Genomic DNA, 23,586 nt, shown 5'->3' with positions numbered 1-23,586 from the left:
GTTGTGCCCGCTGAGGGGTTGGGATCTCAGTCGAAGAAATCCCGCAGATCGCGCACTTCGTAATCAGCGAGTTGCTGCCAGGGGAGCTGAGCAGGCAGCTTGCGCAGGGTCACCTCCATCCGGTAGCTGCGATAGCCATCGAGGCTGGCCGACTCGACCACCAGCGGGATCTGCCACTGACTCGACCAGAGAATCCGGGTTCGTTGCTGCCCTTCGCGCTTTTCATACCAGCGGGTCTGCTCGGGGGCGGCCTCATCCAGCGGGGTCATCCCCTCGAGCAGCGCCGGGTTGACGAGATGGCGGATCCGCAGCCAGTCGGGCTTGAAGGCCACCTGGCCATACTCTTCCACCGGCACCTCAACCAGCTGGTTGTGCCAGCTGTCGGCATAACGCAGCTGAAGTTCACCCTCATCACTGCGGCTGACCCAGCGGGCCGCCATCTGGTGGGTAAAGTGCTTGTGGCCGGGCGTGGCGTCGTGAGTGGCGTGATAGGCACGGGCAAGGGGGAGGGGAATGAGCCGCTGGCTCCACACCTGATTGCCCACGCGCAGCCACTTCTCTTGCCAGACACTCTCTCTGGCGATGCCATCGCTGCCGGTGTTCCGGTCGTGATAGCTGATCCGGGCGGCGAGATCCGGGGGCGTGTCGTCAGCATGCAGGGGGAAGGCGAGGGTGCAGCCAAGCAGCCATAACGAAAGCAAAAATCGCATCATCATCTGTCGCTCGAAAGAGCCGGGGCCCGGGCCGCTGAGTCGATTGCTCAGATGCACCCGGGCCCCTGCTGCTTACAGGCCGAGCGCCTCCCGCAGTTTGCCAAACACCTTGGTGTTATCCAGTGTGCCCTTGAAGCGGTTGCTGCCAGCGCCATCGGCAAACAGCATCACATCGCCGCCGCCGTGGGTTTCCGATGTCAGTTTGACGCCGGTCTCCTGCAGATAGTCATTGGCCATCACCTGATCGCTGGTGAGAACCGGGCGCACGGCCGCACGATTGGGGCCGTTACCGAACACCAGGGTGGTGAAGGGCTTGCCATCCACGTCGTTCTGGGTCGAGCCATCGCCATTTTTCACCAGATCCAGCACCGGATTGCCCTTGGCGGAGTAGCCGTTAATGGTCATGGTGTGGTCATGGTCTGCGGTGACCACGATCAGGGTATTGCTGAGATCTACTTTACCCAGCGCCGTCTTGACCGCCTCATTCAGTGCCACCGCGTCGGTGAGCGAGCGCTTGGCGTTGGTGCCGTGCAGGGCATGATCGATCCGGCCGCCTTCTACCATAAGAAAGTAACCCTGACTGTTCTTGCTCAGCAGGTCGATCGCCTTGGCGGTCATTTCGGAGAGGGACGGCTGGGTATTGGCAGCCCCTTTGGCGACCCGATCCAGCTCGTAGTCCAAGTGGGATTTGCTGCTGAACAGGCCGAGCACCTTACCGCTGGTGACCTTGGCCAGTTCACTTTGGGTGGTGACATAGCTGTATCCCTGCGCCTTCATCTCGGCGGTCAGGTCGCGGTTGTCATTGCGACCGCCCTTGTTGCTGGCGCTGTAGGGGGTCCAGTGGTTGGCACCACCGCCCATCAGCACATCGACCCCATCCCCAAGCGCCTGGTTGAAACCAGTTCCTCCCGGAACGGCCTGTGCAGCGATGTCATAGGCAGCATCCCGATGGCAGATGTGGGCGTAGGTAGCCGCCGGGGTCGCGTGGGTCAGCTCGGTGGTGGTGACGGCTCCGACCGATTTGCCTGCCGCCTTGGCCAGCTCCAGGATGGTGGGCACCGGCTTGCCGTTATCGCTGCTGCAATTGTTGACGGTTTTGTTGCCATTGACGTCTTTGCCGGGGGCGACGGCTTTGGTGTCGCTGCTCATGGCGATCACCTCGTTGTTCATCTTGACCCCGGTGGTGTAGGCCGCCATGGAGGGGGCCGAGTCGGTGGTCTGGGCATCGTTGGAGAAGGTCTTGATGCGGGCACTGCGCGGCAGTTTCATCATCTCCAGATTGCCCTCTTCTCCCACCTTGAACAGGCGAGTGGCGGTGAGCACGGTAGGCCCCATGCCATCACCGATAAAGAGAATGACGTTTTTGGCATCACCGGCCTGTGCCTGGGAGGTTGCGCCCAGCGCACTGAACAGGGCGGCGCAGACCAGCGTGTGCTTGATGGATGTGTTCATCTGTTTGCTCATGAAAGTGCTCCTTACAGCTTGGCCGCAGCCTTGATCTTGCCGAACACGGCGGTGTTATCGAGTGAGCCATGGAAGCTGTCAGCCCCCTTGCCGATGGCGCCGAGGAAGACATCGGTACCGCCGTGGGTCTCGTTGCCGATTTCGCCTACCTTGACTACCACTTCCTGGTGGTAGTCATTGGCGGAGACGGTGGCATCGTCGAGCGGGGCGACGCTGCTGCGCGGGCCATCTACCCGGTTGTAGCCGTTGCCAAAACCTATGATGGTGTAGGGCATGCCCTCGCTATCCTTGCTTGGCTCGCCAGTCTCGTAGTTCTTCACCAGCCCGAGTACGCCGGGGTTGTCGGCGGTGGTCTTGCCGGTGCGCTTGGCATAGCCGTTGAGCACGAGCGTGTGGTCATGGTCGGCGGTGACCACGATCAGGGTGTTTTTCAGCTCGGGGTCGCTCTTTTTCACCTCGTCGATGGCGGCCTTGATGGCATTGTCGAAGGCGATGGTGTCCTGCAGCGCCCGCTTGGCGTTGGTGTCGTGCAGGGCGTGGTCGATGCGGCCCCCTTCCACCATCAGGAAGTAACCCTTCTCTTTGCCCTTGAGCTGCTTGATGGCGGCCAGGGTCATCTGGGCCAGTGACGGCTCGCTGGCAGGGCGGTCCAGGTCATATTTCATGTGGCTGGAACCAAACAGACCCAGCAGCGGCTTGCCCGCATCGGCCTTGTTCAGCTCGTCCAGATTGCTGGCAAACTGGTAGCCCTTGGCCTGCATTTCGCTGATGAGGTTGCGGCCATCCTCCCGCTTGCCCTTGTCAGCTTTGGGCAGGAAGAAACTGCTGCCGCCACCGAGCACCACATCCAGCCCCTCCTTGAGGGCGCTGTTGTAGCCTTTGCCGCCCGGCACCAGCTGGACGGCGATATCTGCCTCCAGATCCCGGTTGCAGATATGGGCATAGGTAGCCGCCGGGGTGGCGTGGGTCACCCGGGTACTGGTTACCACACCGGTACCGCGGCCATCGGCTTTGGCCAGCTCCAGCAGGGTGGTCACCGGCTTGCCGGCGCTCTTGCTGCAGTCGCTCTCATAGGTGGCGTCGCCGTCCATGCTGATAACGCCGTTGTTGCTCTTGACTCCGGTCATGTAGGCCGCCATGGAGGGGGCCGAGTCAGTGACCTGGGCATCGTGGGAGAAGGTCTTGATAAAGGCCGTCTCTGGCAGGGTATCGATGGTGAGATCACCCTCTTCGCCGACACCGTAGATGCGGGCCGCCGTAAGGGTGTTGAGGCCCATGCCGTCACCGAGGAAGAAGATGACGTTGGTGGGTTGGGCTGCGGGCTTGGTCGCCACCGTGTCATTGTCTGATTTGCAGCCGGCAGCCAGGGCGGCGCCGATCATCACTGCAAGTCCTGCCATTTTTCTCATTGGGGTTCGCTCCTTGTAAAACCTGAGCGCAGCCTAGAGGGGGCAGATGACACTTTTACTGACTATCGGTGACGGTTGTGTGAAAAAGTGATGAAAATGTTACACTATATCAATGTGTTATCTATCAATTGAGCCAGTTGGTCCGGTCGCTTCCGGCAAGGTTGCTCCGCCTCGGCGGTTTGCTGATTTGATGAGGTGATGGTTAGAATGACCTGTCAAAAGAGGCCCGCAGCAGGTAAAATGCGCCCCCTTCGTTCGATGCCCGCGGCAGAGCGCCTGTTGTTCCATGCGCGCGCCCGCAGCCCCCACAGAGAGTAACGGATATGTCCATCAACTGGTTCCCCGGTCACATGCACAAGGCCCGCAAAGAGATTGCCGAGGTCATGCCCCAGGTCGATGTGATCATCGAGATGCTCGATGCCCGCATCCCCTTCTCCAGCGAAAACCCGCTGGTGCCCGAGCTGCGTGGTGATACCCCGGTGATCAAGGTGCTGAACAAGGCGGACCTGGCCGATTCGGCGATCACCGATCTGTGGGTGGCGCACATGGAAAAAGAGAAGGGGATCAAGGCGCTGCCGCTGACGCAACAAGAGCCGGAGAAGATCAAGCAACTGCTGACCCTCTGCCACGAGATGCTGCCGGAGCGCAATTTTGAGCTGCGCGGCGTGCGGGCGATGATCATGGGGATCCCCAACGTGGGCAAGTCCACTCTGATCAATACTCTGGCGGGGCGCATCATCGCCCGTACCGGCAACGAGGCGGGGGTGACCAAGTCCCAGCAGCGGATCAAGCTGGATAACAACGTCATCCTGACCGATACCCCGGGTTTCCTCTGGCCCAAGCTCAATCCGCCCTCCTGCGGTTATCGTCTGGCTATCACAGCGGCCATCAAGGACACAGTGTTCGACTATGCCGATATCGCCATGTTCGCCGCTGACTACTTCATCAAGGCCTATCCGGAGCGGATCAAGGCGCGCTACCAGATTGACGAGCTGCCCGAGACCGAGATCGAGCTGCTGGAGATGATCGCCCGCCAGCGGGCGTTTATGCGCAAAGGGGGGCTGGCCGACTTGCACAAGGCGTCCGAGATCCTGATTAACGAGTTCCGCTCCGGTTTGCTTGGCCGCATCTCGCTGGAGACGCCGGAGATGGTGAGCGTCGAGATTGTCGAAGCCGCCGCAGAAGCCGAGCAAAAAGCCAAAGAGAAGGCCGAGCGGGAAGAGGAGCGTCAGGCCCGCGCCCGTCGCAAGTACGCCCGCAAGCGTCAGAAATAGTTATCCTCAGGCGTCCCGAGCTTGCCTGACTGCGAGCGAGCTTGTGTGACCGAGATGACGAAACACGAAGAGGCGACCCCAGGGGTCGCCTCTTCTATTTTATCTGGTGAAATGCCGCCCACTCTGATGGGGTGTCCGCGCTATAAAGCCATGCCATCAGCCAAAACGGTGGTGCGCTGTTTCAAACAGCGACATATGAAGCGGGATCAGCTGCTGCCAGTCGCGGCGATAGCCGCCCCCGGGCACCGCCGCGATGGGCACGCCGTGCTGCAATGCGCAGTCAAACACCATGGCATCGCGCAGGCGCACCCCTTCATCGCTCAGGGAGAGATAGCCAAGCTCGTCGGCATGATGCACATCGACGCCCGCCTGATAGAGGATGAGATCCGGCGAATAGAGCCGCAGTGCCAGTGATAGCGCCTGTTGCAATGTGGTGAGATAGGCATCGTCCGTCATGCCGCTTGGCAGCGGAAAGTCGAGGTGAGAGGTGGCTTTGTGATGGGGGAAGTTGTGCTCCCCATGAAGGGAGAGGGTGATGATATCGCGCCGTCCGGCGCACAGGGCCGCACTGCCATCTCCCTGATGCACATCGAGATCGACGATCAGCACCTGTTCACAGTGCCCCTCGTCGAGGCAAGCCTGCGCCGCAATCACCAGATCGTTGAACAGGCAAAAACCGCTGCCGTGATCGCGATGGGCGTGGTGATAGCCGCCGGAGATCTGCAAGCCGCATCCCTGCTCAAGAGCATGGCGGCTGGCGGCAACGGTGGCACCCACCGAGCGCAAGGTGCGCTCTATCAGCATGGGTGACCAGGGAAAACCGATCTTGCGGATGGCGCGATCTGCCAGCTGGCCGCTCAGGGCCGCCGCGACATAATCGGCATCGTGAATGCGACAGATTTGCTCCCGGGTAGCGGCGGGCGCTTCGCCAAGGGGGTAACCCTGCATCTGCAGGCGTTCAAACAGCCCTTGATACTTGGCCAGCGGGAAGCGATGGCGCTCGGGTAGCGTCAGGGAGGAGTAGAGGGGGTGATAGAAAATGCGCAACGACATGGTGCCATTCTCCCTGGCAAGGTGGAGCTTTCTATATATGAAATCAGCAGATGAATCCATATATGTACTCCCTATATAAAGGGAAGTGGCAGCGCATAAATCAAGACGCGTCGTGAGTGAGACCGCAGGATATGGAAAAGGGGAGCTTGGCTCCCCTTTCAGTCAATCACTCAGCCCGGCTTATTGCTGCTGGATAACCCAGATCTGGAAGGCTTTGCGGGTTTCCGCATCGGCCTTGTTGTACCAGTTTTGCAACTGGGTCAGCGCTTCCGGATTGCTTTGAGCCTTGCTGGGGGCAACCTGAACCGGTGCGCTGGCGGCAGCCATCACGGCAGCAGAAGAGACGGCCACTGCTTTGGGCTGGTTGAAGGCCTTGCCCATGTTGATCAGCTCTTGCTGATAGTCACGGGTCAGCTGGAAGCCCTCTACTTTCGGCATCACGAACTGTTCGCTGCTCACTTGCTGACCACTGACCTTGTCTTTCAGCGCCACTTTCTGCTCTTTGACAAACTGCTTGGCTTCGGCTTCGTTGCGGGGCTTTTTATAGTCCAGCTCCAGCTGCTGATTGTCGGCGGCGGTGAAGTTCAGCACCAGCGGCTCGGCGGTCACCAGCTTGATTTCGTTACGGCTGGAGTAGTTGCCTTCAAAGGCGACGACCAACTGGTGTTTGCCAGCAGAGAGGGGGAAGGTGCTGGTTTTGTCGAGTAGCTTGGGGTTGATGGATTGACCATCGATCAGCTGGACGACATACGGGGTGGTCACTTCCAATTGGGCATCAGCAAGGGCGCTACCGGCCCACAACAGACCAGCCAGCGCCGGTACCAGAACAGTCAGTTTCATTTCATCTCCTTGAACAGTCAGGCGATTGCCCACTGAAAACAGGGGCTCATTTTTACAGGTTTGGCCTACTGCGGCAATGGCTCTTTCTGGTGGTCGATGTTCGCGCTGCTGTCAGTTTGTTTATCAATAGCGACCGACTTATTTATTCGATCCGCCGTGTAAACGGGGGGAGGGCGTCGAGCAACCCCTTGCCATAACGTTTGGTCAGCAGGCGGCGGTCGAGAATGGTGACTCGCCCCCGATCAGCCTCTTTGCGGATGAGGCGACCACAGGCCTGGATAAGCTTGCGCGATGCTTCCGGCACTGTCAGTTGCAGGAAGGGGTTCCCCCCTCGCTGCTCCACCCACTCGGCGGTTGCCTCCTCGACCGGCGAGTTGGGCACCGCAAAGGGGAGTTTGGTGATCACCAGATTGGTAAGGTAGTGACCCGGCAGATCCAGCCCCTCCGAGAAGCTGCCGGTACCAAACAGAATGCTGGCCTGACCGCCATCGCACTTTTGTTTGTGCAGGGTGAGCAGGGCATTGCGGGAGGCTTCCCCCTGCACCAGCAGTGATAGTCCCTTGGCTCGCAAGCCAACAGCCACCTCATTCATCTGGCGGTAGGAGGAGAAGAGCACCAGACTCGCCTCCTTGCCCGCAAGAATACGTGGCAGCACGCTGATGAGTTCGTTGGTAAAGGCCGGCGAGTTGGGTTCGTGCTCCATCTTGGGCAGATAGAGCTCGGCTTTCTGATAGTCAAAGGGGGAGCGCAGGCGCAGATAGCGGGTACCGTCGTGCTCCTTGAGCCCCACCTGATGGCGAAAATAACTAAAGGAAGAGAGGGCGGTGAGGGTCGCGGAGACCAGTACGGCTCCCAGACATTTCGACCAGAGCCACTCTTCCAGCAGATAGCCTACCTCAATCGGTGAGGCGTGCAGCCAGATATCGCCGTCATCGCTCTTGGCCATCCAGCGGGCGAGCGGGGTTTTGCCGGTCGGCACATGGCGCCCCAGCATCTCCCAGAGGGCGCTGAAACTCTCCAGCCGCTGCAGATGAAAACCGCTCTCTGCCAGCAGAGGTTCGGCCTCCTTGCGGCGAATCTCGCCATCTTTCAGCGCTTCACCTATGGCCCCTTGCATCCGATCCAGCGCTCGCAGCGCCTTCTTGCTCGACTCCTTGAGATTCTCCGCCAGCATGGGCAGGGGATCAGGCAATACCCCTTCTGCGAAGCGGTAGTGAGGTTCCGTGCCAAACAGCCGATCGTTGGCGCTGAGCCACTGCTCGACCGCCTTCAGATCGGGCTGGATGGAGGCCAGCGCATCCTGCAGTTTGAGTTGGGGGTCGAGCAGGCTCTCCTTATTAAGCGTCCGCGCCAGCTTGCCTGCACTTTGTACCAGCTTCTCCAACCAGCGACGTGAGCCTTTGACGCTGGCCGACGCCGCGCCGTGATCCCGGGCAATGGTGGGCAGGTGATGGGCCTCATCCAGCACATAGATGCACTCATCAGGGGGCGGCAGAATGATGCCGCCGCCCATGGTGAGATCGGAGAGCAGCAGCGCATGGTTGACGACCAGCACATCGGCGCTCTCCATGTCGTTGCGGGCGCGATGAAAGGGGCAGTGCTGGTGATGGCTCAGCGCCTTGTTGCAGGTGTGGCGGTCTGCGGCGATGCGATCCCAGCAAGTGTCGGGAATGGGCTCTGGCCAGTTGTCCCGATCCCCGTCCCATTTACCATTGGTGTAGGCCTGCCACAGGGCCTGGTAGCGATCTTTGTCGCTGTCAGATGGCTTGGACTTGCTCAGACTGCCAAAGTCGAGCTCGAAGTTGGCCATCTCGGCGCCACTGGCTGCCTGCTCCAGCAGATGCTCGCAGCAGTAGCGCTGACGCCCCTTGACCAGCATAAAGCGAAACGGCAGCTCGCTGTGGCGGTGGTAAAAAGGAAGGTCTTTGTGGATCAGCTGCTCTTGCAGGGCCACGGTGGCGGTAGAGATCACCAGCTTCTTCTGGGTGAGCCGCGCCACCGGGATGGCACCCTGCGCATAGGAGAGGGATTTGCCGATACCGGTGCCCGCTTCGGCCACCAGGATCCGGCGCTGCTTGTCGTACTCGCCGGTCAGGGTTTTGGCTATCTCTGCCACCAGAAAGTTCTGCTCTTTGCGCGGCACAAAACCGGGTAATCCATCCGAAATCTGGCGATAGGTTTGACGAATGGTGGCTTTAAGGCGAGTAGAGAGCATGAAGAGAAGGCCAGTTAGGGGTTAATCGAAGGACAAGGATACCCGCAACCCCTTGGTGAGGTCGAGGCAACTGCCATTATCACGGCTGTTTTACGCTGATCAGACCACTTTGGTTGTTTATCAGGTAGTTAGCGTTATTTGCATGCAAAATAGACTATTTGAGTCCAAATAATCAGCAGGATTCATTGCAAACGTTTTCCTTTTGCCTTTCCGTTAGGTGAGACTTGGCTCACATTTTTGCCTCCATGACTATGGTTTCCGTAAAAAGTTCCAAGTTTTTTCATTGCGGTTCAAAAAATCCGGTGCTAGTCTCGGCGGCATAGTGATGCAAAGAACATCGCTAACACAGGGAATAACAACAACTTAGTGTTTAATTACAGTAGGCATTGGAAACTATGAAAAAGACAATTCTGGCTATTGCTATCCCGGCTCTGTTTGCATCCGCCGCTAACGCCGCAGTGATCTATGACAAAGACGGTACCAACTTTGACGTTTACGGCCGTGTACAGGCTAACTACTACGGTGAAAGTGATAACCCCAATGGGCTGACTGAAGCTCACAAAGGTGATGCAGAACTGGTTGGTACTTCTCGTCTGGGTTGGTCAGGCAAAGTTGCGCTGAACAACACGTGGTCTGCCATTGCCAAAACTGAATGGCAAGTTTCTGCCGAAAACACCGACGGTAGCACTTTCAAAGCGCGTCACATCTACGCAGGCTTCGATGGCTCCCAAAACGGTAAAGTAATTTTTGGTCAGACTGACACTGCCTTCTACGACGCTATCGCTTCAACTGATATTTTCAATGAGTGGGGCTCCAACGGTAACTACTATGATGGTCGCCAAGAAGGTCAGGTGATCTACTCCAACTCTTTCGGTGGTTTCACCGGTAAATTGTCATATCAGACCAACGATGAAACAGCCGTCGTAATCAAAGACGTAGGCGGTAAAATTAAGACTGAATCATTCAAGGACGTTAAGCGCAAAGCTGGTTATGCAGCATCTGCTGGTTACGCATTTGACTTCGGTTTGGGTCTGAATGCCGGTTATGCATACTCCGATCTGGAAACCAACAACAACGCAGCCACCTACAACAGTGGTGAGAAGTCAGAGTGGGCACTGTCTGCTAACTACGCCATCAACGGCTTCTACTTCGCTGGTATGTACACTCAGGGTACTCTGAAGAACGATACCACTGGTCACAAAGACGAAGGTCGTGGTTACGAGTTGGCTGCTTCTTACAACGTAGACGCTTGGACCTTCTTGGCTGGCTACAATTTCAAAGAAGGCAAGAAAGGCGCTCAACTTTCTGGTGCCAGCTATCAGGATCAGGTTGATGAAACCCTGTTGGGTGTTCAGTACGCCTTTACTCCGAAGCTGAAAGCTTACACCGAGTACAAGATTCAGGGTATGTCCAAAATGGACGACGAGTATACCGTTGCCCTGCAGTACAACTTCTAATAAGTTGAACAAGAGTAATATCCTGGCTTGAGTCTTTGACCAAGCAACGAATGGCCGAGATGATATCTCGGCCATTTTCTTTTTTGGCGATAGCGTACTGGCGCAATGATGAATCTCCGGATTGCTGTGTTAAGTTATGTTTGGCAAACCATCTGTCTCGATTAATCTCTCCTGCTTCCTGCTTCCTGCTTCCTGCTTCCTGCTTCCTGCTTCCTGCTTCCTGCTTCCTGCTTCCTGCTTATTTCTTTGATGGGAGGGCACTGCTCTCCTTTACGCCATAGAGTCATTGCTCGCAGCCGCTTGGTTTGACCGTGAGTATCTGGCTGCCCTTGCAATGGGCGGTGCTATTTGCGCGGATTGTGCGGATATTGAAGGAGCATGCTTGGTGGATATGATGCAGCACAGTTGGAGGGGATTGTGAGGCCAATCAGCGGTAGGTACTTGATGTGTCGCCGCTCGAGACTGAGTTAGCGTTGAAATGAGTCACAAACAAAAAGGGAAGATGCCTGAGTATCTTCCCTTTTTGGTGATATGAGTGGTGACTGCTTTTGCAGGATCAGCCGTGTTGGCGGCGGTCGTTGGCCTGGGCCAGTAGCATGCGGCTTTCACGCAGGAACTGGTCGGCATGCTCACCGAAGAAACCGGAGACTTGCGAGAAGGCCTCGATGAAACCGTCCCTGTCCCCCCGCTCCAGCAGCCCCAGCGCTTCGCCGAAGTTTTGGTAGTAGCGACGGATCATCGCCAGATTCTGCGGTGACGACAAAATGATGTCGGCATAGAGGTGGGGATCCTGAGCGAACAGCCGCCCCACCATGGCGAGCTCCAGCCGGTAGATGGGGGAGCTCAAACTCAACAGGCGATCCAGATTGGCCTGCTCCCGGGAGAGGTGCCAGCCATAGGCAAAGGTGGCGAAGTGACGCAGCGCCTGAATGAGGGTCATCGCCTCATCGTGGGCCTTGGCTTCCACCTGTTGCAAGCGGGCGCCCCAGATGGTCATCTGATCCAGCAGCCATTGGCTGGCGGCGCCGTCGCGACCCTGGCAGCAGACGATCACCTGCTTGGCGAGACTCGCCACATCCGGCCCGAACATGGGGTGCAGTCCCAGTACCGGCCCTTGGTGCACCGTCAGCATATGTTCGAGCGGCGCCGCTTTCACGCTGGTGACATCCACCAGCAGGCAGTGGGCGGGCAGGTTGCTGAGGCGGTCGATGATCTGGCAGGTGATATCGATGGGCACCGCCACCATCACCAGACCGGCTCCGGCGAGGATCTCGTCAGCGCGCGGCCAGTCGGCTTGTTCCAGCGTCTCGACCCGATAGCCTGAGAGGCTGAACATATGACCGAACAGCCGACCAAGCTGACCCTGACCGCCGATGATGACCACCTTGCCAAGATCCGGCTTTATGCATTTGAAGCCGGTATCTTTCTCGCTGGCATAAGATTCACGCATCACCCGGCGCAGCACGTCTTCGATGAGATCGCCGGGCACTCCCAACTGCTCAGCCTCGGCACGACGGCGGGCCAGCATGCTCGCTTCCCGATCCGGTGCATAGATGGGCAGGCCGTGGCGGCTCTTTACCTCACCCACTTCTCCCACCAGGGCCAGACGGGCGGCCAGCAGATCGATCAGCTGCTTGTCCACCGCATCTATCTTGTCCCTGAGTACATTCAACTCTTCAGCCATATCCAGTCCCTGCTGGCGCCGCGAGCGGCGGCGCCCTGAAAATCAGATGCAACAAGGTATCACTGCGTGAGCGGCTTGATGCCACCAGCGGTGATACCTCGATTGTTCAATAGGTTACGACAAGATACCACGGCTTACCGCACAGTTCTGCCCTTGAGAGGGTCAGCCAGCTGGTTGTGGCAGCGGGCCAGCAGGGTGGCGGTGGTGTCCCAGTCGATGCAGGCATCTGTGATGGAGACCCCGTAGCGCATCTGCTGCTTGGGCTGCTCGCTGGACTGGTTTCCCTCGAACAGGTTGGATTCGAGCATCACCCCGATGATGGAGCGGTTGCCCTCCTGGATCTGGTGGATGACGTTGTCGGCCACCTTGGGCTGCAAACGGTGATCCTTGCTGGAGTTGCCGTGGCTGCAATCCACCACTAGGCTCGGCAGCAGGCCCGCTTTCTCCAGCGCCTCTTCCGCCAGCGACACGTTGACCGAGTCATAGTTGGGATGTTTGCCGCCGCGCAGGATCACGTGGCCATCCGGGTTGCCCTGGGTCTGCAGCAGCGCAACCTGGCCCTGCTGGTTGATCCCCATAAAGGCGTGAGGGGAGGAGGCCGCCTGCAACGCATTAATGGCAGTCCCCAGGTTGCCGTCGGTGCCGTTCTTGAAGCCGACCGGCATGGAGAGACCGGACGCCATCTCCCTGTGGGTCTGGGATTCGGTGGTACGGGCGCCGATGGCTGACCAGGAGAAGAGCTCAGCCAAGTATTGCGGGCTGATGGGATCGAGCGCTTCGGTGGCCAGCGGCAACTCCAGCTCCGCCAGCCAGCAGAGCAGCTCGCGGGCACGGTGCAGCCCCAGCTCCACATCGAAGGTGCCATCCAGATTGGGGTCGTTGATAAAGCCTTTCCAGCCGACCGTGGTGCGCGGCTTCTCAAAGTAGACCCGCATGACAATGTAGAGAGAGTCCTGATAGGCATCATGCAGCGCTTTGAGTCTGGTTGCGTACTCTTTGGCGGCGTCCATGTCGTGGATGGAACAGGGACCACAGATCACCAACAGGCGGTGATCGCGGCGGTGAATGATGTCGGCGATGGTATTGCGGGCCCCTTGCACGAATGCCAGCGCCTTGTCGGAGATAGGTAACTTCTCCTTGAGCTGGGCAGGCGTGATCATCACTTGTTCGGACTGGATATGGATGTTGTTCAGGGGGTCTCTTTGCATGATTTCATTCTCTCTACTGTATTAAGCCAAAAGCGATTGTACCTATATGTTTACATCGGTACCTGCTTTGTTACGCAACCGCCATCACCTTACCAAGGAAAAACAAACAATCAAGTGAAACCAGTGGGTTTACCGCTAAAAAGTCAGATAAAGGAGCTGCTATATAGCGCTAACAGGAATAATACAGAGGTTTTTTCGGAGGGTTAATGGTTTTTGTGTAATTTAATGTTTACGGCTTGGAGGCGTGAAGGCTGCGTTGCCCAGCTGTTTACCCACAGTAAATGGTATCTCTGGGAGACTGCAACACGATGGCAATGATGGTGTGAGGTGGCTATCTGGTCAGCCATAAAAAGAGGGAGCCATTATGGCTCCCTTTGCGGTAGGAAGGGGTACCCCGTCTGGCTTCGGATCAGCGTTTCTGTTTTCCCTGCTGCTCTTTGTTCAGGCGAGTGAGCATCCCCTGGGTGACCAGCACTATGCCCTGCTCGGAGCGGTGGAAGCGACGTGCATCTTCATCGGCGTTTTCACCGATCACCGTGCCTTCTGGCAGTTTGCACCCCTTGTCGATCACCACCCGGCGCAGTCGGCAACCGGCACCAATCTCCACACCTGGGAAGATAACGGCCTGATCCAGGGTGCAGAAGGAGTCGACCCGCACATTGGTAAAGAGCACCGAACTCAGGATGAAAGAGCCACTGACGATGGTGCCCCCGGCAAACATGGAGTTGATGGTCATGCCGTGCTGGCCGTTTCGGTCCTGCACGAACTTGGCGGGAGGTGTCATGTTCTGACTGGTCCAGATGGGCCAGTCCTGATCGTAGATATCGAGCTCAGGCGTGACGGAAGCGAGATCCATATTTGCCTCCCAGAAGGAGTCCACGGTGCCCACATCGCGCCAGTAGGGGCGGCGATCCGGACAGCAGCCGACACAGGACATGCCAAACGGGTGTGCGAATGCGGTGCCCTCTTTCACCACGCGGGGGATCACGTCCATGCCGAAATCGTGATGGGACTGCTCGTTGGCAATGTCCTCTTCCAGCAGCTGATAGAGATACTCCGCATCGAATATATAGACGCCCATTGAGGCCAGCGCGGTGTCGGCCTTGCCCGGCATGGCGGGCGGGTTAGCAGGCTTTTCGACGAAGGCATTGATCTTGCGATCATCATCCACCGCCATTACCCCGAAGGCGCTTGCTTCAGTGCGTGGCACCTCGATGCAGGCAACGGTCACCTTGGCGCCCATATTGACGTGGTCGAGCAGCATGGCGGCGTAATCCATCTTGTAGATGTGATCGCCTGCCAGCACCACCACATATTTGGGGGCGTGATCGCGGATGATATCCAGATTCTGGTAGACCGCATCGGCGGTACCCCGATACCAGTTCACCTCATCCACCCGCTGCTGGGCAGGGAGCAGATCGATAAACTCGTTCATCTGGTAGCGCAGGAAAGACCAGCCCGATTGGAGATGGCGCAACAGGCTGTGGGATTTGTACTGGGTCACGACACCGACCCGACGGATGCCGGAGTTGATGCAGTTGGAGAGCACGAAATCGATGATGCGGAATTTGCCGCCGAAATGAACGGCAGGTTTTGCACGGTTGTCGGTTAACTGTTTGAGGCGACTACCCCGCCCTCCTGCGAGTACCAAAGCCATGGTCTCGTTCAGCAACTGTCTGGATTTTGCTGTATTGGCAGGTTGTAACAACATCTCATATCCCTTTGTAGATAAATCACTACAATGTTGCCTCCTTTGAACCCTCAAGAAAGTGCTTTCAGTCACATTTTATGGTTTCTGACGTAATAAAATGACCTTTTTGTTATTAAAAATGACGGGTTGATCCGTCATTGCTTTCAATATGGTCAGTTGTCAATTGAGACGAGCCGAACGACAAAATGGGCGGCGAGAGACCGAGAGGAGGGATGAAAAAGCCCCTGCCAATGGTTGGCAGGGGCCCGGTTCGTTGAGACCCGGTAAGCCGGGCCTGATTAACAAGGTTCAGGCCGCGTTGGCCAGTGGCTCCTCGCTCTTCTTATGGTAGGCCTGCGGGGTGAGCCCAAGCAGCTCCTGCACGGTCGAAGCGACGGTAATGGAGGAGACTGTGCCCACCAGGATCCCGGCAAACAGGGTGAAGGAGAAGCCGTAGAGGGCGTCACCGCCAAACAGCAACAGAGCGCCCACGGTAAACAGGGTAGTGCCCGAGGTGATCATGGTGCGACTGAAGGTCGCCTTGATGGCCACATCGGAGCACTCGTGGATGCCCATCTGGGTACGCGAGCTCAGCAGATCCCGCAACCTGTCCGAGATGACGATGCTGTCGTTGAGGGAGTAGCCGATCACCGCCATTAAACCGGCGATGATGTTCAGATCGAATTCGATCTGAAAGAGTGACAGCAGCCCCAGCGCCACGATGGCGTCATGGACTACCGAGAGCAGGATGCCGATGGCCTGACGCCACTCGAAGCGAAACGCCAGATAGGCCGACATCGCCAGCGAAGCGACCAGCACCGCCAGCATCCCCTGCTGGAACAGCTCGGCACCCACCTGAGGGCCAACGATGGTGGTGCGCAGCAACTCGACCGGCATCCCCAACTGTTGGGTCAGCATGGTGGCGAGATCCGCCGCGGGCCAGGGAAGTTCGTGGGGGGGCAGCTTGATCAGCCACTCGCCGGGAATACCGGCCGAGCTCAGCTCAACGGCTCCCGCCAGCGGGGAGACCAGCATGGCATTGAGCTCATGGGCCTCTTTCAGGGTCTGGATATGAAACTCCAGCAGGATCCCGCCGGTAAAATCGAGCCCCAATGTCAGGCCGTTCACCAACAAGATGGCGACACTGGCCACAGTCAGCAGGATGGAAGCCCACAGGCCGATATAACGCCAACGGGTCAACCCCATTGCAACGATCATTCTCAACATAATTCTCTCCTTGGCCAGCCAGCATCAGGCTGTTGGCCCATCACGACGTGCCGTGACACGCCGGGAAAATAGTGTTCTGCTTTGGCCGCTCCGGTCATATCCATGGCCGATGGCGCAGCCAAAGCCGCTCATCAGAGGGACAACTGTCCCGTTACACCTTCAGCGTGCGCTCGCTGCTGCGTCCCCAGAGGGGGTTGATGATGGCGCGCGTCCCCCAGATCCCGGTGATCATGCTGGAGAGCAGACCCAGAATGAGGGTGATGGAGAAGCCCTGCAGCGGCCCGGAGCCGATGGAGTAGAGCACCACAGCACAGATGAGCGTAGTGATGTTGGCATCGAAAATGGTGTGGAAGGCCGAGCGATAGCCAAAATCGATGGCGTTGGCCAGTGAACCACCCTCTCGCAGACGGTCCCTGATCCGCTCGAAGATCAGCACATGGGTATCCACCGCCATGCCCACCGTCAGCACCAGACCTGCGATCCCCGGCAGGGTCAGCACGGCGCCCGGTAGCACCGCCAGCATGCCGACCTGCATCAACAGGTTGGCGACCAGCGCCGTGATGGCAACCCAGCCGAATTTGCGGTACCAGGCCATCATGAACAGCATCATGCCTGCCATGCCGAAGGCCAGCGCGGTGAAGCCCGCCTCGATATTCTGCATCCCCAGCGTCGGGCCAATACTGCGTTCTTCCAGGATCTTGAGAGGGGCGGTGAGGGCGCCGGCGCGCAGCAGCATGGCCAGCTCTTGCGCTTCCGGCAGACTGCCAATGCCGGTGATGCGGAACTGGTTGCCAAGGGCGGTCTGGATGGTGGCGACGTTGATCACCTCGCTCTGGGCGCGCAGTTTGCCCTGGGCGTTGGTCTTGTACTCGGTGAAGACGGTCGCCATCGGCTTGCCCACATGCTGGCGGCTGAACTGGTTCATCTTGCTGCCACCCAGGGTGTCGAGCACGATATTGACCTGGGGTTGACCCATTTCGCCCATGTTGGCGCGGGCATCGACGATGTGCTCGCCGGTGAGTACCGGCTTGCGCGCCATGCCGACGGCCTGACCGTTGCGATCGGCGATGTAGAAGTGGCTGTCGGCTTTGGCCTCGTAGAAGGCCAGCGAGGCGGTGGCCCCGATCACCTCTTTTGCCTGCTTGGGGTTATGTACCCCGGGCAGTTCGATACGGATGCCATCCTGACCTTGACGCACCACCGAGGCCTCGACGATGCCGAGCTCGTTGATCCTTTTTTTCAGGATCGACAGGTTCTGGGTCACGGCGTTGTTGACCAGCAGGGTACGCTCCGCCTCGCTCAGCACCAGTTTCAGATCATTGCCGGAGCGGGTCAGCTTCCACTGATCCTGACGGGTACCGGCACTCTCCTTGATGATGGCGAGCCAGCTCTCCTGTTCGGCGACCTCCGGCAGGGTGACGGCTACGGCGCCCTGTGCGCTGCGCGTGACGCTGGCGCCGCGCAGGTTGGCTTCACGGAAACGGGTGCGCAGGGTATCCACCAGATTCTTGGTCTGATTGTCGATGACAAAGTCCACGTCCACCCCGATCAGCAGCTGGGAGCCGCCACGCAGATCGAGCCCCAGCTTGATGGGGTCGGCGCCAAGGCGGGTGATCCAGGCCGGCGCATTGGAGTGGAACTCCAGGGTCAGGGCGGCACTGTCGACCCCTTGCTGCTCCAGCAACTGCTTGGCGCGCTGCTGTTCGCCCTGGCTGGCAAAGACCAGCTCGACCCGCTCAGGTTGCTCGATCACCTTGACCGGTGTCAGGTGTTTGTCGCTCAGCAACATCTGCTGCTGGGTGGTCAGGCGCTGCTGTCCGTGCAGGCCGAGGGAGGGCTGCTCACCAAAAAAGGTGGGCAGGGAGTAAAAGGTAAAGGTCAACAGCATCAACAGCAGCAGTGCGTACTGCCACTTGCTCATGCGGTTGAGAACGGTGCGATTGCTCTTTCTCATGGCAAACAAGCCTCTGTCAGGAGAATGGTGCCCGGGCCGATAGCAACAAGGCTCGGCAAGGCGCAAAAAATGGGATGCATCAGATGCGGATCAGGCAGCCGCCGGATCCGTCAGGAAGAGGAGATGAGCAAACAGTGGATGTGCCAGCCCCTCCGGGGTCAGGCGTTCAGATAGCTCTGGGTGAAGCGGTATTGCAGATGTTGGCGCTGTAGATGGCGCCGATGGATCGCGCCAAAGCGATCGCGAAAACTCTGTTTGTGATAGAGCTCGGGGGCCAGCATCAGCCAGCCGAGCAGCAACAGCAGGATGGCCTGGGCTGACCAGCTCTGGATCAGCTCGTAGACCACACTCTTGGGCTGGTTGTCACTGCGCAGGGATTGTTCGAGACGCAGCAGGTGATTCTGATGGCTGCCGACAAACTTGATGATGCCATCATCGCTGTCGCTAAGCTGATTGAACACCTGAGTCTGCTGCTGTTCACTCTGGGCAGATGCGGGTAGCAGCGGGCCTTCCATTCGGGCGATGGAACAAAGCAGGGTGAGGGCGATAACCAGAGTGACCAGCACCAGTTTTACTTTGTCGATAAGGCGCAAAAAGTTAATTCCCGATAAATAGAAAGGGCAAACTACCATAAGCGCCCGGTTTGAACAAGGTTGCCCCGGGCGCATGGCACCATTCGATGCCGCTCGTCAGCTGCTGCTCATCTGTTTGAAGTCGCGGGCATAACCCTTGAGCAGGGAGTAGAGATGGGCCCGCTGGGAGATATCCAGCGACTGGCTCATGGCGCTCAGCCAGTTGACGGTACGCTGGCGCGACTGTTCGGTATAGCCGGTAAAGCGGCCATCCATCAACCCATCCCCCTCGGCCAGCAGGTTGGTCAGCTCGCGGGTGAAGTCGGGACTCTGGCGCTGCTTCATCAGCCTGTCCAGCTCTTGGGTCCAGGACTCCTGAAACTCGAGCCAGGGGGGCATCAGCTCGTATTGCCATTCGGCCCACTGGGCCACCAGCGGCGCCTGTGCCGGTTTCACCTCGCCAATCCAGAACTCGAGCCGCTTGTTCATCTTGTCGCGAAACTCCGCCAGCATCTGCTCTTTGGGCTCAGTGGCAAAGTCCTTTTGCCGTTCCTGTTGCCGCTTGACCCGATCGGTCATAAAGCGGGCCACCTGCTCGTCGGTCAGGGTGCGCGCCAGCCTGACCGCGCGGGGGATAGTGTTTTCCAGCGTGCGGGTCAGGCTCTGCTGCACCGCATCTAGGTTGGTCGAGATCTGCTCCGGCGTCATGGGGCTGGCCACCGCCTTGGCCAGTGCATCGAGATCCCTGGCGTAGCGCGGCAGCTCGTGCTGGCGATGCCAGGCCATCAGCCCTTTCACTTCGCGGCTGAGCAGATCCTTCTGCGAATAGGAGAGGGCAAAGTAGTCATCCAGCTGCCAGATGATGGCGGTATCGAGCCAGTAGTAGATCACCCGGGTGGAGCAGCCGGTCAGCAGCAGGCCGATCAGCAGCAGACCCCAGGTTTTCGGCTTGTGCCAGCGCACCTTGTTTATCATCTGTTACTCCAGTCGTTGCCGGTTGATGGCGATCAGGGTGTCATAGTCGAGTGAGGGCTGTTGCTCTGCCATCAGCAGGGCCCAGAGCAGGCCGATATAGTCGACCCAGGGTAAAAATGCCTCGCTCTGAAAATCGGGCCACTGGTGGCGCGGCACGGCCTGCAGATAGTGCGCTTCCAGCTCGTCGCGCCGCTCGGCGGGCCACTCATGGGTGCGCTGGATGCTGGCGAGCTCAAAGCCGGGGTGACCTGCCGCGCCATACTCCCAGTCGATGACCCAGGGTTTGCTTCCCAACAAGTTAGCCGGATTGAGATCATGGTGGCAAGGGCGCCAGCAATCATTTGGCTCACTGCTGGCGAGCAAGCCCCGCTCCAGGGCGGGCAGCCAGAAGGGAATGCGGGCCAGTCGGGCGCGATAGCCCGCCGCGTGGGCCCGCACCGCCATTACCACCGCAGGCAGCGGCAAGCGATGAAGCTTGCGCAGCACCTCAGCCAGCAGACGGGGCTGATCGGCTGCCGGTGGCGCCGCGTGCACCCAGTTTGGCTCATCGCACCACTCGAGCAGCATCAGACCGCTGGCGGGATCGCCATAGTGGCAGGGCAGCGCCAACCCTTCGGCCATCGCCCCCTGATAAAGCTGCCACTCGGTAGGACGGTCGATGCCAAGGCGCACCGGGTCGGAGTGGCCCTGACGCAAAAAGTAACTGCGCCCCGAGGGGAGGCGCAGTCGATAGTTGCAGTTGGTCAGACCTAACCCGAGTGGTTCCAGCAGCCCCTCCCGCCAGGGGGCGGGCAGGCGGGCCAGTAGCGGATCACGGTTGCCTGTCACCGGGAGCTTGTTACCAGCCAAAGGTGGATTTCTTCGCCTGTTTGCGGATCTCTTTCTGATCGGCCCACAGCAGTTCGCCGTTTTGCAGATCCATCAGGTTCATGGTCATCTGGTAGTAGACATCTTTCACCTTGCCATTGTCCTTGACGATGCTGGCGAGGTTGCCATAGACCATGTAGCGGGCACCAGTCTGCTTGCCCAGACGCACCATGGAGGCAGGATCTACCATGCCGCTGCTCTGCTGGTATTCGAGCTGCTGCTTGACGGCGGCCACCTTGCTCATGTCGACGAAGCGGAACTTGCCGGCCCGCAGCAACTTGGTGCGGATGGTATCGGTGATGGCTTCGGTATCGATGTGCTCGGAGGTCTTGTTGCGGATAGAGTCCATAAACATCACCGGACGACCGCCTGCGGTGATCTCGCTGGTGGCAGGGGAGGCGAGCATGGAGTCCGCCATCTTGTCGGCGATGGCCTGCAGGTCGCTTGAGCCGTAATCGACGGTGACGGTTTCGGTTTCAGTGGGATCGCCATAGCTGACGGTGGTGCTGGAGCAGCCGCCCAAGAGCAATGCAGAGGTCAATATCAGCAGGGCATGATTCATTTTCATCAGTAGGATTCCTCAATCACTTCGCGTACGTAAATCCGGTAACCCTGCGCCGCCGGGCTGGGCGCCAGGGCCGAGAGGGTGCGGGTCTGATAGCCATGCAGCTTGATGGGGGTCCAGCCGCGGCCATCGCTGGCGACCTCCTGACCAGCCTCATCATACCAATAGAAGATATATTGCAGCTTGTTATCGCCGCGCTGGGTGCTGGCAGCGGCCACATTGACCTGCAGCAGGCCATTTTGCTGGCGGCGGCTCAGCTCGGTCAGGGTGACGTTGACGTTTTGATGCTGCTCTAGCGTGGGAGCACCGCCCGCCGGGCCATAGAGCGCCACGCCGGAGGTGTTGGTGGCGCAGCCGGTCAGCAGCAGCGCGAGCCCGAGGGCCAACCCGTATGCTTTCATCTTGCTCTCCTTGATTGGAGGGATTGGGGCAGCACTGGGAGGCTGCCCGTTAATGGTCTTGCTCATCTCTCTTCGCCATCTGCTCAGAGCGGCATCACCCGGGTGGTCAGACCGGCGCCGAGGCGCTGTACCCAGACCAGGGTGGTGCGTCCCTTGTGGATGGTGAGCGGCAATTGCCGCTGCGCGGCCCCCGCGCCCAGGGTGAGATTGATGTCACCTGCCGGCACTATTCCCTGCCAGCTCGATGCCTGAGCTGGCAGCGTCAGCCAGCTGCGGGTATCGGCCCGCTCCGAGAGGGTGTTGAAGATCCCCACCAGAATATTGCCCACATCCCCTCCCTCTTTGGCGGCGGTGCGGCGCATCTGCTCCTTGGCCACCAGTCGCAGCGCCTGGCGGGTCAGCATGCCGGGCAGCCGCTCCTGCAGATCTTTGGCGGCCAGTGCTTCCAGCCTGACCAGCTCGCTGGTCTGCTCGACCCGCTTGCCGAGCGTGACCGTGAGCGGCCCCGTATCGCTGGCCCGATTATCGTAATAGGGGATGGCGACGGTAAAGGTGCGAAAATCGCCGCGGGAGGTGGAGATGGGGAGCGGCAGAAACAGTTCGCGCCGTGCCGGGATCAAACCATCTTCAAACAGCACCACCAGTTGGCCTTGATCTTTTGCAAGCGGCGGCGCTTTGCGGCCTATCTTTTTCTCGGTCTCGCGGATCTCGTCCGGTGAGCCACGCAGCCGCGCCAGACGCAGCAAGGCATCTTGCAGGCTGCGGTTGTCCGGCGCTATCTGGTAGCCGCGCTGATAGTCGACCCAGGCATCGTTGAGATCCCCAGCCGCCTCATAGAGCACGGCGGAAAAATAGAAGGTGTAGGCGTTCTGAAAACCGTTTTTGACCTTGCCGATCAACCGGTCAAGATCCGGTGCGCCGCGCGACATCAGCTGGCGCATCTCGCCTTCTGCTTCGGCCTCTTCGCTCTCATCCTTCGCCTTGCGCACCTCATCGGCTCGCCGTTTCAGGGCCTGCTCCTGCACCTGATTGGCTCGGCGCACCTCCACCAGGGCGCCATCGGCATCACCCCGTTGCAGGTAGTTGAGGGCCAGATAGTGGTGCAGCATGGTGCGTTCGTAATCGGGAGTGAGATAGGCCATCGACTGATCGTTGGTGAGCAGACTGCCCACCTGATCCAGACCGTGGCTTAGCCGGTATTCGGCCTGATTGTCTTCCCACTGAAGGCGGCTGTCGGCGGCTGTGAACGCCTGCTTGCTGCCCGCATCCTGACCCGCCAGCCAGGCAATACGCCCCTGTTCGAGCCGATCCAGCACAAAGGTGTCATCCCCAAGGGTGGAGTCACGCACCTCGGGCAGCGCCTCGGCGGCATGGCCCAGTAGCAGCTGGTTGCGCAGGGGCACCATCTGATCGGAGTAGGAGACGAACATATCCTGCCAGCGGGAGGCGCAGCCTCCCAGCAACAGCAGGGAGCCGCAGAGCAACAGGGCGCTGCGGCAGGTTGAGGCGTGGCGATTCATTACAGGCTGAGCAGCGGCCCCAGCGGCTGGCCACCGACCAGATGCATGTGGATATGGTAGACCTCCTGCCCGCCGTGGCGGTTGCAGTTCATGATGAGGCGGTAGCCATCTTCGGCGATGCCAGCCTCGGCGGCCAATTTGCGGGCCACGGTGAACATCCGGCCAAGGGCCAGTTCATGTTCGGCTTCCACGTCATTGACGGTGGGGATCAGCACATTGGGGATGATCAGAATATGGGTCTTGGCCTTGGGCTGGATATCCCGGAATGCGGTGACCAGATCGTCTTGATAAAGGATGTCGGCGGGGATCTCTTTACGGATAATTTTGCTGAAAATGGTTTCTTGCGCCATGGCTAACTCCCTTATATGAAACAGAAAATTGAACTAGAACCCCAAGCGGCTCCCGAAAGGGGGGCGAGCAGCACGCCAAGTGTGACACAAGCCGACATTTGACACAGCTGATGTCCCATTCCCTTCAGTTATTGTTAAAAATACCGAT

Annotated in this window: 20 protein-coding genes; 2 read left to right on the top strand and 18 right to left on the bottom strand. The window is 59.0% G+C overall.

Going from position 1 to position 23,586, the window contains the following annotated elements; genetic code table 11:
• Nucleotides 1-26: 26 nt before the first annotated feature.
• The 3 genes from AB5Z05_RS15050 to AB5Z05_RS15040 all read right to left on the bottom strand — a co-directional run bounded on the left by AB5Z05_RS15050 (nt 27) and on the right by AB5Z05_RS15040 (nt 3,586).
• Entirely contained in the window at nt 27-713 is a 687-nt protein-coding gene (locus AB5Z05_RS15050; RefSeq protein ID WP_368152121.1) for a hypothetical protein, read from the bottom strand.
• Nucleotides 714-785: 72 nt separating this feature from the next.
• Nucleotides 786-2,177, bottom strand: coding sequence for an alkaline phosphatase (locus AB5Z05_RS15045; RefSeq protein WP_368152088.1), 1,392 nt, complete (start codon nt 2,175-2,177; stop codon nt 786-788).
• An 11-nt stretch (nt 2,178-2,188) separates the two neighbouring features.
• The gene (locus tag AB5Z05_RS15040) at nt 2,189-3,586 is read right to left on the bottom strand and encodes an alkaline phosphatase (protein ID WP_005334065.1); all 1,398 of its coding nucleotides are present in this window, start codon (nt 3,584-3,586) and stop codon (nt 2,189-2,191) included.
• Between the two features lie 323 nt (nt 3,587-3,909).
• Between AB5Z05_RS15040 and ylqF the strand changes: the two genes are divergently transcribed.
• Nucleotides 3,910-4,860, top strand: coding sequence for a ribosome biogenesis GTPase YlqF (gene ylqF, locus AB5Z05_RS15035; protein WP_075115520.1), 951 nt, complete (start codon nt 3,910-3,912; stop codon nt 4,858-4,860).
• A gap of 156 nt (nt 4,861-5,016) precedes the next feature.
• On the opposite strand, the gene AB5Z05_RS15030 is transcribed toward ylqF, so the two are convergent.
• The 3 genes from AB5Z05_RS15030 to dinG all read right to left on the bottom strand — a co-directional run bounded on the left by AB5Z05_RS15030 (nt 5,017) and on the right by dinG (nt 8,968).
• Nucleotides 5,017-5,913, bottom strand: coding sequence for a histone deacetylase (locus AB5Z05_RS15030; protein ID WP_368152087.1), 897 nt, complete (start codon nt 5,911-5,913; stop codon nt 5,017-5,019).
• A 180-nt stretch (nt 5,914-6,093) separates the two neighbouring features.
• Nucleotides 6,094-6,753: a DUF2057 family protein gene (locus tag AB5Z05_RS15025; RefSeq protein ID WP_368152086.1), complete on the bottom strand. Its 660-nt coding sequence runs from the start codon at nt 6,751-6,753 to the stop codon at nt 6,094-6,096.
• Between the two features lie 142 nt (nt 6,754-6,895).
• On the bottom strand, nt 6,896-8,968 hold the full coding sequence (gene dinG / locus AB5Z05_RS15020) for an ATP-dependent DNA helicase DinG (protein ID WP_368152085.1): 2,073 nt from the start codon (nt 8,966-8,968) through the stop codon (nt 6,896-6,898).
• A gap of 395 nt (nt 8,969-9,363) precedes the next feature.
• Here dinG and AB5Z05_RS15015 point away from each other — a divergent pair, with 395 nt between their 5' ends.
• Nucleotides 9,364-10,425, top strand: a complete 1,062-nt coding sequence (locus AB5Z05_RS15015; protein ID WP_127006770.1) for a porin — start codon at nt 9,364-9,366, stop codon at nt 10,423-10,425.
• A 556-nt stretch (nt 10,426-10,981) separates the two neighbouring features.
• On the opposite strand, the gene tyrA is transcribed toward AB5Z05_RS15015, so the two are convergent.
• The 12 genes from tyrA to hinT form a co-directional block, all read right to left on the bottom strand.
• Nucleotides 10,982-12,109, bottom strand: a complete 1,128-nt coding sequence (gene tyrA, locus AB5Z05_RS15010) for a bifunctional chorismate mutase/prephenate dehydrogenase (RefSeq protein WP_368152084.1) — start codon at nt 12,107-12,109, stop codon at nt 10,982-10,984.
• A gap of 134 nt (nt 12,110-12,243) precedes the next feature.
• Nucleotides 12,244-13,317 carry a 3-deoxy-7-phosphoheptulonate synthase gene (locus AB5Z05_RS15005; protein ID WP_368152083.1) on the bottom strand — a complete coding sequence of 358 codons (1,074 nt, stop codon included), beginning with the start codon at nt 13,315-13,317 and terminating at the stop codon, nt 12,244-12,246.
• 409 nt (nt 13,318-13,726) lie between these two features.
• Entirely contained in the window at nt 13,727-15,028 is a 1,302-nt protein-coding gene (gene glgC / locus AB5Z05_RS15000; protein WP_368152082.1) for a glucose-1-phosphate adenylyltransferase, read from the bottom strand.
• Between the two features lie 288 nt (nt 15,029-15,316).
• The gene (secF, locus tag AB5Z05_RS14995) at nt 15,317-16,234 is read right to left on the bottom strand and encodes a protein translocase subunit SecF (RefSeq protein WP_368152081.1); all 918 of its coding nucleotides are present in this window, start codon (nt 16,232-16,234) and stop codon (nt 15,317-15,319) included.
• A gap of 151 nt (nt 16,235-16,385) precedes the next feature.
• Nucleotides 16,386-18,188, bottom strand: a complete 1,803-nt coding sequence (gene secD / locus AB5Z05_RS14990; protein ID WP_201908306.1) for a protein translocase subunit SecD — start codon at nt 18,186-18,188, stop codon at nt 16,386-16,388.
• 158 nt (nt 18,189-18,346) lie between these two features.
• Nucleotides 18,347-18,781 (bottom strand): hypothetical protein, encoded by a 435-nt coding sequence (locus tag AB5Z05_RS14985; protein ID WP_368152080.1) that lies wholly within the window; start codon nt 18,779-18,781, stop codon nt 18,347-18,349.
• A gap of 96 nt (nt 18,782-18,877) precedes the next feature.
• Nucleotides 18,878-19,735 (bottom strand): DUF6279 family lipoprotein, encoded by an 858-nt coding sequence (locus AB5Z05_RS14980; RefSeq protein WP_368152079.1) that lies wholly within the window; start codon nt 19,733-19,735, stop codon nt 18,878-18,880.
• 3 nt (nt 19,736-19,738) lie between these two features.
• Complete coding sequence (locus tag AB5Z05_RS14975) at nt 19,739-20,563, bottom strand: phosphotransferase (protein WP_368152078.1); 825 nt, start codon at nt 20,561-20,563, stop codon at nt 19,739-19,741.
• Between the two features lie 10 nt (nt 20,564-20,573).
• The gene (lpoB, locus tag AB5Z05_RS14970) at nt 20,574-21,170 is read right to left on the bottom strand and encodes a penicillin-binding protein activator LpoB (protein ID WP_005334041.1); all 597 of its coding nucleotides are present in this window, start codon (nt 21,168-21,170) and stop codon (nt 20,574-20,576) included.
• A complete protein-coding gene (locus AB5Z05_RS14965) occupies nt 21,170-21,568 on the bottom strand; it encodes a YcfL family protein (RefSeq protein WP_005334038.1) in 399 nt (132 codons plus the stop codon). Before AB5Z05_RS14965 ends, lpoB begins: the two co-directional genes overlap by 1 nt.
• Before the next feature lie 83 nt (nt 21,569-21,651).
• Nucleotides 21,652-23,088, bottom strand: a complete 1,437-nt coding sequence (locus AB5Z05_RS14960) for a COG3014 family protein (RefSeq protein ID WP_368152077.1) — start codon at nt 23,086-23,088, stop codon at nt 21,652-21,654.
• A complete protein-coding gene (gene hinT / locus AB5Z05_RS14955; RefSeq protein WP_005334033.1) occupies nt 23,088-23,438 on the bottom strand; it encodes a purine nucleoside phosphoramidase in 351 nt (116 codons plus the stop codon). The genes AB5Z05_RS14960 and hinT overlap by 1 nt, the downstream gene beginning before the upstream one ends.
• Between the last annotated feature and the right edge of the window lie 148 nt (nt 23,439-23,586).

It is taken from the genome of Aeromonas sp. R2-4, from assembly GCF_040908365.1.
GTDB lineage: Bacteria > Pseudomonadota > Gammaproteobacteria > Enterobacterales > Aeromonadaceae > Aeromonas > Aeromonas veronii.
This window is presented reverse-complemented; position numbering and strand designations above follow the sequence as displayed.

Coding starts and splice junctions, on each gene's coding strand:
- AB5Z05_RS15005 (WP_368152083.1), bottom strand. CDS start 13,317: ATGCAAAGAGACCCCCTGAACAACATCCATATCCAGTCCGAACAAGTG.
- ylqF (WP_075115520.1), top strand. CDS start 3,910: ATGTCCATCAACTGGTTCCCCGGTCACATGCACAAGGCCCGCAAAGAG.
- AB5Z05_RS15025 (WP_368152086.1), bottom strand. CDS start 6,753: ATGAAACTGACTGTTCTGGTACCGGCGCTGGCTGGTCTGTTGTGGGCC.
- secD (WP_201908306.1), bottom strand. CDS start 18,188: ATGAGAAAGAGCAATCGCACCGTTCTCAACCGCATGAGCAAGTGGCAG.
- tyrA (WP_368152084.1), bottom strand. CDS start 12,109: ATGGCTGAAGAGTTGAATGTACTCAGGGACAAGATAGATGCGGTGGAC.
- AB5Z05_RS15040 (WP_005334065.1), bottom strand. CDS start 3,586: ATGAGAAAAATGGCAGGACTTGCAGTGATGATCGGCGCCGCCCTGGCT.
- AB5Z05_RS14965 (WP_005334038.1), bottom strand. CDS start 21,568: ATGAAAGCATACGGGTTGGCCCTCGGGCTCGCGCTGCTGCTGACCGGC.
- AB5Z05_RS14960 (WP_368152077.1), bottom strand. CDS start 23,088: ATGAATCGCCACGCCTCAACCTGCCGCAGCGCCCTGTTGCTCTGCGGC.
- dinG (WP_368152085.1), bottom strand. CDS start 8,968: ATGCTCTCTACTCGCCTTAAAGCCACCATTCGTCAAACCTATCGCCAG.
- AB5Z05_RS14980 (WP_368152079.1), bottom strand. CDS start 19,735: ATGATAAACAAGGTGCGCTGGCACAAGCCGAAAACCTGGGGTCTGCTG.
- lpoB (WP_005334041.1), bottom strand. CDS start 21,170: ATGAAAATGAATCATGCCCTGCTGATATTGACCTCTGCATTGCTCTTG.
- AB5Z05_RS15045 (WP_368152088.1), bottom strand. CDS start 2,177: ATGAGCAAACAGATGAACACATCCATCAAGCACACGCTGGTCTGCGCC.
- glgC (WP_368152082.1), bottom strand. CDS start 15,028: ATGTTGTTACAACCTGCCAATACAGCAAAATCCAGACAGTTGCTGAAC.
- AB5Z05_RS15015 (WP_127006770.1), top strand. CDS start 9,364: ATGAAAAAGACAATTCTGGCTATTGCTATCCCGGCTCTGTTTGCATCC.
- secF (WP_368152081.1), bottom strand. CDS start 16,234: ATGTTGAGAATGATCGTTGCAATGGGGTTGACCCGTTGGCGTTATATC.
- AB5Z05_RS15050 (WP_368152121.1), bottom strand. CDS start 713: ATGATGCGATTTTTGCTTTCGTTATGGCTGCTTGGCTGCACCCTCGCC.
- AB5Z05_RS15030 (WP_368152087.1), bottom strand. CDS start 5,913: ATGTCGTTGCGCATTTTCTATCACCCCCTCTACTCCTCCCTGACGCTA.
- hinT (WP_005334033.1), bottom strand. CDS start 23,438: ATGGCGCAAGAAACCATTTTCAGCAAAATTATCCGTAAAGAGATCCCC.